This is a genomic window from Pontibacter pamirensis (assembly GCF_010015475.1).
In the GTDB taxonomy this organism is placed as follows: domain Bacteria; phylum Bacteroidota; class Bacteroidia; order Cytophagales; family Hymenobacteraceae; genus Pontibacter; species Pontibacter pamirensis.
In genome coordinates this window covers 39,482-50,048 of sequence record NZ_SSNI01000043.1, presented here as the reverse complement: position 1 = coordinate 50,048, position 10,567 = coordinate 39,482, and the positions used below count along the sequence as shown (strand labels likewise).

The 10,567-nt window shown below is 48.9% G+C and carries 8 protein-coding genes; 1 reads left to right on the top strand and 7 read right to left on the bottom strand.

Features of this window, described 5'->3' with window-relative positions; genetic code table 11:
* Nucleotides 1–321: 321 nt before the first annotated feature.
* A complete protein-coding gene (locus E1919_RS22975) occupies nucleotides 322–1,479 on the top strand; it encodes an MFS transporter (protein WP_162055753.1) in 1,158 nt (385 codons plus the stop codon).
* Between the two features lie 378 nt (nucleotides 1,480–1,857).
* On the opposite strand, the gene E1919_RS22970 is transcribed toward E1919_RS22975, so the two are convergent.
* The 7 genes from E1919_RS22970 to rpsF form a co-directional block, all read right to left on the bottom strand.
* Nucleotides 1,858–5,154, bottom strand: a complete 3,297-nt coding sequence (locus E1919_RS22970; protein WP_237144807.1) for an amidohydrolase family protein — start codon at nucleotides 5,152–5,154, stop codon at nucleotides 1,858–1,860.
* A gap of 346 nt (nucleotides 5,155–5,500) precedes the next feature.
* Nucleotides 5,501–7,564 (bottom strand): thioredoxin domain-containing protein, encoded by a 2,064-nt coding sequence (locus tag E1919_RS22965; protein ID WP_162055752.1) that lies wholly within the window; start codon nucleotides 7,562–7,564, stop codon nucleotides 5,501–5,503.
* 113 nt (nucleotides 7,565–7,677) lie between these two features.
* Entirely contained in the window at nucleotides 7,678–8,037 is a 360-nt protein-coding gene (locus E1919_RS22960; RefSeq protein ID WP_162055751.1) for a hypothetical protein, read from the bottom strand.
* A gap of 76 nt (nucleotides 8,038–8,113) precedes the next feature.
* A complete protein-coding gene (locus tag E1919_RS22955; RefSeq protein ID WP_162055750.1) occupies nucleotides 8,114–9,091 on the bottom strand; it encodes a GSCFA domain-containing protein in 978 nt (325 codons plus the stop codon).
* 384 nt (nucleotides 9,092–9,475) lie between these two features.
* Nucleotides 9,476–9,919 (bottom strand): 50S ribosomal protein L9, encoded by a 444-nt coding sequence (rplI, locus tag E1919_RS22950; protein WP_162055749.1) that lies wholly within the window; start codon nucleotides 9,917–9,919, stop codon nucleotides 9,476–9,478.
* Between the two features lie 12 nt (nucleotides 9,920–9,931).
* Nucleotides 9,932–10,183, bottom strand: coding sequence for a 30S ribosomal protein S18 (rpsR, locus tag E1919_RS22945; protein WP_162055748.1), 252 nt, complete (start codon nucleotides 10,181–10,183; stop codon nucleotides 9,932–9,934).
* Nucleotides 10,183–10,551 carry a 30S ribosomal protein S6 gene (gene rpsF, locus E1919_RS22940; protein WP_162055747.1) on the bottom strand — a complete coding sequence of 123 codons (369 nt, stop codon included), beginning with the start codon at nucleotides 10,549–10,551 and terminating at the stop codon, nucleotides 10,183–10,185. Before rpsF ends, rpsR begins: the two co-directional genes overlap by 1 nt.
* Nucleotides 10,552–10,567: the final 16 nt, after the last annotated feature.

Genomic DNA, 10,567 nt, shown 5'->3' with positions numbered 1-10,567 from the left:
CCTTGTGCACGACGAAAATCTGGTACTTCCCGCAAACATGACAGTAAACTAACTCCGCTCGTTTCCATCTTTACCTCCTTTTGCCAAACCATTTAGTTTACGTTAAGTAGAACTTAACGGCCCTACCCCTTTGAAGGGGGTAGGGGGATGATATTACACCTGCGGACAGTTATCATAAGAAATGTTCTATAGCTGCTGATGAAGAAGTAGAGGCAGGTGCGGTTATTCCGACTGCCTTTCATCCCTTAACCCCCTTCGAAGGGGGACTTTCACTATTTGTACTTCTTGCGTAACGCAATTTTATAAGTTTTTTATTCTCAAATGATTACCTCCACTACTAAAAGCCACTCAAAACTTACATACCGTGTTGCGGTGGGCTGCTTCTATTTTCTGCAGGGAATTTCCTTTGCCAGTTGGGGCTCCCGCATTCCCACCATTCAACAGCAGATGGGATTATCGGAAGCGGAACTGGGTGGCGTTTTGCTGGCGCTGCCGGTGGGGCTGCTGCTTTCGTTGCCTGTGGCAGGTTGGGCAATTGCGAAAGTCGGGAGCCGCAGCGTTCTTATCTTTTCAGGAATACTTTACAGCACGACACTGGTAGCCATAGGCTATTCAGAGAGCGTAGTGCAACTGGTGATGGCTTTGTTTGTATTTGGCTTTGCCGGAAACCTGATGAACATATCCGTTAATACGCAGGGAGTGGGCGTAGAGGACTTGTACCAGAAGTCTATCATGGCTTCTTTCCATGGGATGTGGAGCCTTGCCGGGTTTACTGGCGCAGCTATCGGCACCCTGATGATTGGGGAAGGTGTGCGACCATTTCACCACTTCCTCCTGATTATGTTCCTGTCTTATGTAGCCATTGCAGTAGCGTCACGGTTTGTGTTGCGCACGGATGTGAATACGGATACCGACAAGCCTATCTTTGTTATGCCGGATAAGTCGCTGATTGACCTCGGCATCATCTGCTTTTTTGCGATGATATGCGAAGGGGCGATGTTCGACTGGAGTGGCGTATATTTTAAAAAGGTAATAGGAGCTGAAGGAGCCTGGATAGGAGCGGGTTATACTGCCTTTATGTGTACCATGGCCGGTACACGGTTTGTAGCCGACTTCTTTACAAGGCGCTTTGGAATGCAGCGCATCCTGCAGGTAAGCGGTTTGCTGACCGCTTCTGGACTGTTGATTGCTGTGCTATTACCTCACCTGTATACTGCCATTGTCGGTTTTCTTTTTGTGGGAGCGGGTGTTTCGGCGGTGGTGCCGTTAATTTATAGTGCCGCCGGGAAATCGAAAGTAATGTCGCCGGGTGTGGCCCTGGCGGCGGTATCTACCATCGGCTTCTTCGGCTTCCTGATTGGGCCACCGCTCATTGGGTTTATAGCAGGAGCCACCAGCCTGCGGATTTCCTTTACTGTTATTGCGGTGATGGGGTTGGCTGTTGCCTTGGTTGCTACCAAGTCTAAGTCAATCGCGTAAGCGTGGAGCAATGACTTCACAGTGTCTTCCAGACCTGTGAGTGTCTTGCCTGCTACAAAGCGAAGTGCATCAAACGCTCGCAGGAGCTGCGCACGCTGCGAGGTTTATACATCAGCTATAAAACAAAAACAGCCACCCCAAATGAGGTGGCTGTTTTATTATTCAACGTGAACTCGGGAATTAAACCATATATAAATAATTGATTTACAATTATTTGTACAGTTATTTAATCACTAAGTAATCGTGAGTGTCATGGCATTTGTAGGCTGTATTTCCCAAAATAGAAGAATACATCAACCAATATTCATATTAAGAGCTCTGCAAGCGTAAATTTCAAAGATTAATTCTCGAGTTCACGTTATTCAAACTTTCTGCTTCTTAGTGGCGGCAGGTACAATGCTCTCCTGCGATGCCTTCGAAGCGGGTGTCGGTGCCTTCATGCCAATCAAAAGCGGTAGCATAGCGGTCGTTTTCCCACCAGAACTTGCCTGGCTTTTTGTCGTAGTTGCCGGTTTCAGCCATGGTGGCGGCATCATACAGGCGACCGTTTACCATCGTGTACTTCACGTGCTCGGAGTTCTGGATGTTTTCCAGTGGGTTGGCATCCAGCACAATCAGGTCGGCTAGTTTGCCTTCTTCCAATGAGCCTATTTCCTTGCTCATGCCAATGTACTCTGCCCCGTTCAGGGTAGCAGCACGAAGCGCTTCATGGTTCGTCATACCGCCCTGCTGTAGCATCCAAAGTTCCCAGTGTGCGCCCAGACCTTGCAGCTGTCCGTGTGCTCCCAGGTTTACCTTCACACCGTTGTCTGTTAGTACTTTGCAGGCTTCAGAAGTTTTGAAGTAACCGTTCTTGTACTCCTCATCCGGCACCTGCGTCACGAAACGGGCGCGGCCATCGATAACGGAGCGTGGTGTAAATTTTAGCAGGCGGTCTTTCTCCCATACGTTGGTGTTCTGGTACCAGTAGTATTCACCATTTACAGCACCATAGTTCACGATAAGGGTAGGAGTGTAACCAGACTTAGAAGCTTTCCATACCTCAATCACATCCTTGTAAAGTGGTGCCACCGGGATGTTATGCTCTACACCGGAGTGGCCGTCCAGGATCATGGTCATGTTGTGGAAGAAGGTAGAGCCACCTTCCGGGTACACGCTCATGTCCAGCTCGCGGGCAGCCTGAATCACCTGCTGGCGCTGCTCACGGCGTGGCTGGTTATAGCTCTTCACCGAGAAGCCTCCCACCGCTTTCAGGCGGCGCAGGTGCGAACGGGCATCATCGAGACTGTTGATAACAGCTTTAAAGTTACCATCGGCGCCATACAGAATGGTACCAGTAGAGTAGATGCGCGGGCCAATCATGGCTCCAGCCTTCACGGCTTCTGACTGGCTGAATACCATCTCAGTAGTAGAAGAAGGGTCATGGGTGGTGGTAACACCGTAGGCCAGGTTGGCATAGTAAGACCACTGCTTCTGCGGACTCATACCTAACCTGAAAGTGCCCAGGTGCGCGTGTACGTCCACGATGCCCGGCATGATGGTTTTACCAGCTGCATCAATGACTTTGGCGTCCTTCGGTACACTTACATTCTTACCAACCGCTACAATACGGTTGCCATCTACTACCACGGTACCGCCTTCAATTACTTCATCGCCTTTCATGGTAATGATGCGGGCGTTGGTGAAGGCTAATTTGCCTTCCGGAATATCCGTGTTCAGTACTAAACCTATCTTCATACCGGTCGTGTCGATGGCAGGAAGATTTTCCGGCGCTCCAGGTACAAAGCTGAAGCGGTCTTTCAGGTCGTTGGAGAAGTACTCATCACCCAGCACCCAGTTTATTTTCTTGCTATCAGCAGACCAGTGGATGCTGGTACCGGCGTCGCGGGTAAAGCGGGCAACAGGCACAGCTTTGGTATCAGCACTCAGGTCAAGGCCGTTACCGTTCGTGGAGAAAGGAGCCACATAGCCGTTAAATAACTCCAAGAAGCCAATCCATTTGTTGTCCGGACTTGGGTAGAACTGGTCGGTATACTTAGAAGTATAATGCGTCTGCTCTTCTTTGCCATTCAGGTCCACGCTCTTGAAGGCATTTTTATCCCCTTCACGCGCTGTAAAGAAAATACGGTCGGAAGTGGCGTTAAACAGAGGAGAGGAGCCCTTTTCCTGTACCAATGTCGCTTTGCCTCCATCGGCAGGCATATAATAGATGCCCTTCTCTTTGCTGTGCACATAACCCTGGTGGTGATTTCCGCCTTCGCGGGTGTATACGATAAACTTGCCGTTTGGAGAGAACTTAGGCTCCGTATAAAAGCCTTTCTCTGTCGTCAGTTTCGTTGGCTTCGCGTTCTTCTTACGGATGTCCAGCTTATATAAGCCGCTGAAGTTGTCATCGTTCCAGGTGGCATATACAATTGATTTGCCGTCGGGCGAGAAGGAAGGGTAGAACTCGAAATCCTGCCCTTTGGTAATGCGCTCGGGCTTGCCGTTTGGCAGCTCTTTCTTATAAATATAACCTGCGGCGTTAAACACGAGCGTTTTTCCATCAGGAGAGGTCTCGGCGTGACGGATGGCCTTAGCTTCAAACTGCTTTGGCGAAACGCCGGTTTTGCTGTGGTCGTAGCGTACAGCATCCGTAATCTGGTGGGTAGCGGTCGCCTCGAACGGAATGTTGCTTACCTGCTTGGTGGCCACATCTACTTTATTGATTTTACCATCAGCCCAGAACACGATGTTTTTGTTGTCTGGTGTCCAGGAGAAGTAAGGGTAAGCACCGAAGATAGCCCAGGCTTCCTGCTGGTCGTGGCTTAGTTTATCATAAACCGGCCATTCCTCACCTGTCTTCAGGTCGTGTACAAAGAGAACTGATTTAGTACGTACGCGACGCACAAAAGCAATTTGCTTGCCATCGCGGGAGATAACAGGGCGCACAGAACCACCGTTACCGGTCACTACGTTTTCAATTTCTCCTGTGTTACGGTCTACGCGGCGAATCACGTAAATCTGGCCGTTGGGGTCTTTGTTGTACTCGAAGTTAGAGCCACCGCTCATGTCTTCGGAGAAGTACACGTGCTTGCCGTCAGGAGATACAAAAGGCTCTCCGGCATCCTGCTGGTCGTTTTTGCGTTTCGTCAGCTGTATACCGGCACCGCCTGTTCTGTGGTACATCCACATTTCGCCGGCACCTAGTGAGCGGGTGTTGGTGAAGTGCTTGCGCGCCACGATGTATTCTCCATCCGGTGTCCAGACAGCGTTGTTGAGCAACCGGAAACTTTCGTTCGTGATTTGCTTTGCGTCAGAGCCATCGCGCTTCATAATCCAGATGTTATCGCCACCGCCTGCATCGGAGGTGAAGGAGATGTACTGGCCATTCGGGCTGAAACGTGGCTGGACTTCGTAGGCGCGGCCGCTTCTTATCAGCTTTGCTTTGCCACCTGTTGCAGGCATGCTGTAGATGTCGCCGAGCATGTCGAAGATAATCTCCTTGCCATCCGGACTCACGTCCACACTCATCCAGGTGCCTTCGTTGGTGGTGACGGTGACTTCTTTCTGCGGGCCGTGGTTTTCTTCCACTTTCCACTTGGCTTCTTCCTTTTTGTCCTGGGCATGTGCCGCGCCGATTGGGAGCGCCAGCGCTGCTGCCAGTAACATACTCAGATAAGTACGCTTATTCATGTGTAGGTTGAATGTTAGATTAAGTTTATCAAATTTAGCGGTTTGGCCGCAGAAAAAATAGCGTTCTACCTGTGCCGGATGGGTATAGGACATTTGATATGTGGTACAAGTTCAGGGCATAATGAAATAGCCTCACAGCTGGTAAGGCTGGTGAGGCTTTTGTAAATTCTTGATAACAAATTTTGAGGTTAACGTTTCAGACAGTTGCCGTTGTTGTGCGGTTTCACCAACAACGACTTGCTAGTCAGAAGAAACTGCAAAATTTATTGTCATTCCGACCATCGGGAGAAATCTGGGTTATTTGATACTTCAGATTTCTCCCGATGGTCGGAATGACAAGGATCACCTACAGCGGCGGAAACTTGGTGTTCTGCTGTATGCTTTGTAGCTGTTCCAACGCGGAGGCGGCATCGTACACAGGTAATTGGCAGGTTTTGTTATAGCAGACGTAGATGGTGGTTTTGTTATCGATAGCTATTTTATCTTCTAATAAGGCAAGGCTGCTTTGCCCGTTATTGCTGCCTAGCAGTAGCATGTTAGGCAGGTAAAAAGCGCTGAGCTCGGCACGCATTTTACCAGGTTTTTCTCCTACCAGGGCTACTTCAGCTGTCGGGGTGAGTTTGTGGTAGTATAGTGCTGCCCAGTTGCTCAGGTGCGAGGGTTCTTTTATCAGCAAATCTTTCACCCTAGCCAGCATGTCATTTGATAGGGAAGTGTAACGCTCTTCATCAAAGTATAAACCCAGGAAGTGCAGGTTAGTGGCCATCACAGAATTTGAGGCAGGCGTTACGTTGTCGATTATTTCTTTCTTTCGCGCGATGAGCTTTTCTGAGCTCTGGTCAGTAAAGAAGAACATGCCTTCTTCTTCATCAAAGAAATGCTCCAGCGTATAATCCGTTAATCGTTTGGCTTCCTGAAGCCATTGCTCATCAAAAGTTACCTCGTATAACCTGGTGAAGGCACGGATGAGGTAGGAATAATCCTCCAGGAAACCATCGATGGTGGCCTTGCCCTCTTTATAGTTGTGGAAAAGCTTATCGCCTTTCTTCAGGTTCCGGAGCAGGAAGTTAGCGTTGCGCAAGGCTAGTTCGAGGAAGTGCTCGTTGCCGAAAACATAGTAGGCATCGGCCAGTCCTTTCAGCATCAGCGCATTCCAGGAGGTCAGGATTTTATCATCCAGCCCCGGCCGGACACGTGTGGCCCGTACCTCCATTATTTTACGTTTCCAGTTCTGTACCATCTCCTGCAGCACCTCTAATTCCAGTTCAAGCTTTTGGGCAAACGCCTCATCGCTCTTGCGGCGGTGCAGGATGTTACGGCCATGCTCAAAGTTTCCTGCTGCCGTGGCCTTGTAGTATTTAGAAAAAAGTGGCTCTTCATCTCCTAATATCTCCTGCAACTCAGCTTTGGTGAAGGTATAGAACTTTCCTTCTTCGCCCTCGCTGTCGGCGTCCAGGGAGGAATAAAAACCGCCTTCGGGGCTCATCAACTCCCGTTCCACAAAAGCGATGGTCTCATATACCACCTCGTGGTACAATGTTTCACGTGTCGCCTGGTACGCCTCGGCGTAGAGTGTCACTAATTGCCCGTTGTCGTACAGCATCTTCTCGAAGTGCGGCACCAGCCACTCGGCATCCACAGAGTAGCGGGCAAAGCCACCGCCAACTTGGTCATATATACCACCATAGGCCATTTCGCGGAGCGTCAGGTGTAGCTGGTTCAGCGCAGACTGGTCGGAGGTGTGGTGGTGGTAGCGCAGCAGAAACAGGTAATTGGTGGGCATCGGGAATTTAGGAGCCTGGCCCAAACCGCCCAGCTGTTTGTCGAAACGTGTGCTGAAGTTGTAACCCATCAGCTTAAAATCTTCTTCCCGCACATGGAAGTTACTTTCGCGCAACCCATACTTGTCCAGTTCGCTCCGGTTGAGGTGCTCCACAAACTGCTCAGCCGATTTGTCCAGTTCCTGGCGGTTCTTCTGATAGGCCTCCGCAATGTTTTGCAGCAGGCCCACCCATTGCTGTGGCGGGAAATAGGTGCCCCCGTAAAAAGGCTTGGCATCCGGATTCAGGAACACGTTGAGCGGCCAACCCCCTTGCAGGCCCATGGCATGTACCGCGTCCATGTATACCGCATCCACGTCTGGGCGCTCTTCACGGTCTACCTTAATGCACACGAAGTGTTCGTTCATTACCTTCGCAGTATCCTCCTTCTCAAACGACTGATGCTCCATAACATGGCACCAGTGGCAGGCGGCGTAGCCTATGCTCACTATAATGGGTTTGTCCTCCTGCTTCGCTTTCTGCAGCGCTTCTTCGCCCCAGGGATACCAGTCTACGGGGTTATGGGCGTGCTGCAGCAGGTAAGGGCTGCTTTCGTTTAAGAGTCGGTTTGCTTTTTTGTCTTCTGCCATAGTTATAGGGTATTTCCTGCAGCGCTGTTCAGGAGCGCTTAAGCAGGTTTTATAAGGTTCAGGATTTTAGATAGTGTGCCGGTTTTATAGCCCATTTGCTGTGGCAATTCCCATTACTGCCCGTTGTAGGCTGTGTCTTTTTCTTTGATTGGCTCTAATGTTATCTTCCCGGTAGCTACGTGGAAAGAATAGCGCGTTACAGGATCCACCACTTTATCGTATGCTGCATAATAGCGCAACCCCGTTTCAGGGTCTTCCATGTAACCTGATACATCAAGAGCGGGCATGTCAGCAGGAGGATTCTCAGGTTCAGGCTTTGCTATCGGCATGTTGGGTTTTATATGTCTCGGATGCGTCGCTACATATGTTTGCAGCTTTCCTAAAAAAATGCTTAGGTCGTTTTCTGGCGTCTGCGCGTTTGCATGAATGAATGTTGAAAGCAAAAAGAAGATGACAAGATACAGCGTTTTCATTGGCTTTAGGATTAGGTCATTATCCTGTATACTGCCTGTAATAAGCCTTAGTTTTGCGCATATGACGCTGGGTATACTAGAGCAACTGGCTACGGAGTGCCTTCTCTTCTGCCGATGTCTCAATACCATACTTGCCGGTCAGTTCTGACAGCTTCTGCAAGGAGTTGCGCAGGAAAGCCTGGTGCGCCTCCGACTGCGGATGGAATGGCCTGTGCGCTACCGCCCGCTGTATTTTCTGCCACGCATCCAGAAAATCTTGGAAGCTGTTGTCATAATAAGCCGCTACAAATTTCTGCCAAATATAGTCCTCGGCTACTTCGGAGGGGTGCAGCATATCCGGCTTATAGAAACGGTAATCCCGCAGGTCGTCCATCATCATTTCGAAGGCCGGGAAATACTGCACGTTAGCATGTGCCACCTCCAGCTGGTGGCACAACACCCGCAGCGCAGACTTGCTCACGCTATTTATAGTGAGTGTTTCCTTGATGTGCCTTACCGGGCTCACTGTTAGCAAGACCTTCAGATTTGGGTTTATTTGACTGAGCAATGGTAGTGTCTGCTCAAATTCCTGCAGCATTTCTTCAGTTGTAAGCAGCACACGCTCAAAATTCTTTGCTGGCAGTTTATGGCAATTTGCAACTACTTTCCCTCCATCGTGCAGCCTATAAGCCACTGCAGTGCCTAAGGTAATAATGAGGAGCGTCGCCTCCTGCAGTTGTTGCCTGGTGCGCTGCAGGCTTTCCTCAATCTGTTGCAGTAATTTGTCTTTGTCAGGGGAGGAAAGGGAGGAGTGGAGGTCGTATGCGTGCCAGATGCCGTTCTGCTCTACCAGGTGCTGCTCAAACTCATAATGCTGACCGGAGGCAGTCTGTAACAGCAGGCAAACCGACAGCGGATTGAAGATCGTCCCAAACGGATTTACCAGCACGTCCACTTTGTTTTGCTTTAGCTTACTACCAATTACTTCTGCAAAGCAGGAGCCAATCGTCAGTACCTTGTCCTGAAGGGTAAGCTGTAGATCGGTAGGAGCTACCTTTATTTCTGTCCGGAACATCGTTTTATTTGCTTTGTAGGTGAAGTAGAGTCTTTTTTTATACGAAGGTATGAAGTGCTTTCTGTTTTACAGATTCAAACCACCCTTGTCCAAGGAGGGAAGTTCTGTGTTACTGCTTCCTTAGCCATAGCTTAATTGCTACTGCAGTTCCTTAATTTATTAACAAAAGGAATAGCTCAATTAGTAATTTAGCTACTCCAACCAGTGAACGCACCGATACAATAGTATACTATAAAGCAGCGATAGCAGACTCCCCGCCTTAAACAAGGAGGGGTAGGGGTGGTTGGACCCGGGAAAGCAGCATTAAGTTCTCAGTATAGGGCATAAAAAAAAGCGTCCTGCCTTTGTGTGGCAGGACGCTTTTAAATGATCAGGTTGTGACGCTTATTCAGCAACCACGTTAAATTTAACCTGGTGCTTCACTTCTTTGTGCAGGTTGATAGTAGCAGTAAATTCGCCGGCTGTTTTCACATCCTGGTCGAAAGAAATACGCTTACGGTCTACCTCTATTCCTTTTGCTTTTAAAGCATCAGAGATCTGAAGTGTTGTAACTGAACCAAAGATTCTGCCAGTCTCACCTACTTTAGCTGGAATCTCAAGCGTGGTGTCACCGATGCTGTTCGCAATTTCCTGTGCATCATTCTTGATTTTATCAGCTTTGTGGGCAGCCTGACGGATGTTTTCCGCTACAACTTTCTTGTTTGATTTATCAGCGATAACTGCCAGTCCTTGCGGGATAAGGTAGTTACGGCCATAACCTGGCTTTACAGTTACGGTGTCGTTCTTGTAACCTAGGTTTTTTACGTCGTCTTTAAGTATTACTTCCATCTTGTTCCCTCCTTATTTTAAAGAATCTCCAACATAAGGCAAAATCGCAAGGTGTCTTGCTCTGGCAACAGCCTGAGATACTTTGCGCTGGAACTTCAGGCTTGTACCTGTAAGTCTTCTAGGAAGAATCTTACCCTGCTCGTTCACAAACTTCAGCAGGAAGTTGCCATCCTTGTAGTCGATATACTTGATACCGCTTTTCTTGAAACGGCAGTATTTCTGACGATTCTCTGGTTTGTTTACTCTTTCGTTAACTAAGCTCATTATGCTTTAACCTCCTCTTTTTTAGCCTGAGTTTTGAATTCACCGTTTCTTCTGCGCTCATTGTAAGTCACAGCGTGCTTATCAAGGGCAGTAGTTAAGAAACGAACAACTTTTTCATCACGGCGATAAGCCAGCTCAAGGACATCCACCACAGTGCCGGGTGCCTTAAATTCAACGAGGTGGTAGAAACCTGTAGATTTCTTCTGGATTGGGTAAGCAAGCTTACGAAGACCCCAGTTCTCTTCGTGAATAATGTCGGCGCCATTTTCCTTAAGCACCTGTCTGAACTTCTCGACCGTTTCTTGCATCTGCGCATCGTTCAATAGAGGCGTCAGGATGAAGACCGTTTCGTAATTTTTCAATTCCATCGGTTCGATTATGATT

Bases quoted from the DNA above. Each gene is read 5' to 3' on its own strand.
- E1919_RS22975 (WP_162055753.1), top strand. From the start codon at position 322: ATGATTACCTCCACTACTAAAAGCCACTCAAAACTTACATACCGTGTT.
- E1919_RS22970 (WP_237144807.1), bottom strand. From the start codon at position 5,154: ATGAATAAGCGTACTTATCTGAGTATGTTACTGGCAGCAGCGCTGGCG.
- E1919_RS22965 (WP_162055752.1), bottom strand. From the start codon at position 7,564: ATGGCAGAAGACAAAAAAGCAAACCGACTCTTAAACGAAAGCAGCCCT.
- E1919_RS22960 (WP_162055751.1), bottom strand. From the start codon at position 8,037: ATGAAAACGCTGTATCTTGTCATCTTCTTTTTGCTTTCAACATTCATT.
- E1919_RS22955 (WP_162055750.1), bottom strand. From the start codon at position 9,091: ATGTTCCGGACAGAAATAAAGGTAGCTCCTACCGATCTACAGCTTACC.
- rplI (WP_162055749.1), bottom strand. From the start codon at position 9,919: ATGGAAGTAATACTTAAAGACGACGTAAAAAACCTAGGTTACAAGAAC.
- rpsR (WP_162055748.1), bottom strand. From the start codon at position 10,183: ATGAGCTTAGTTAACGAAAGAGTAAACAAACCAGAGAATCGTCAGAAA.
- rpsF (WP_162055747.1), bottom strand. From the start codon at position 10,551: ATGGAATTGAAAAATTACGAAACGGTCTTCATCCTGACGCCTCTATTG.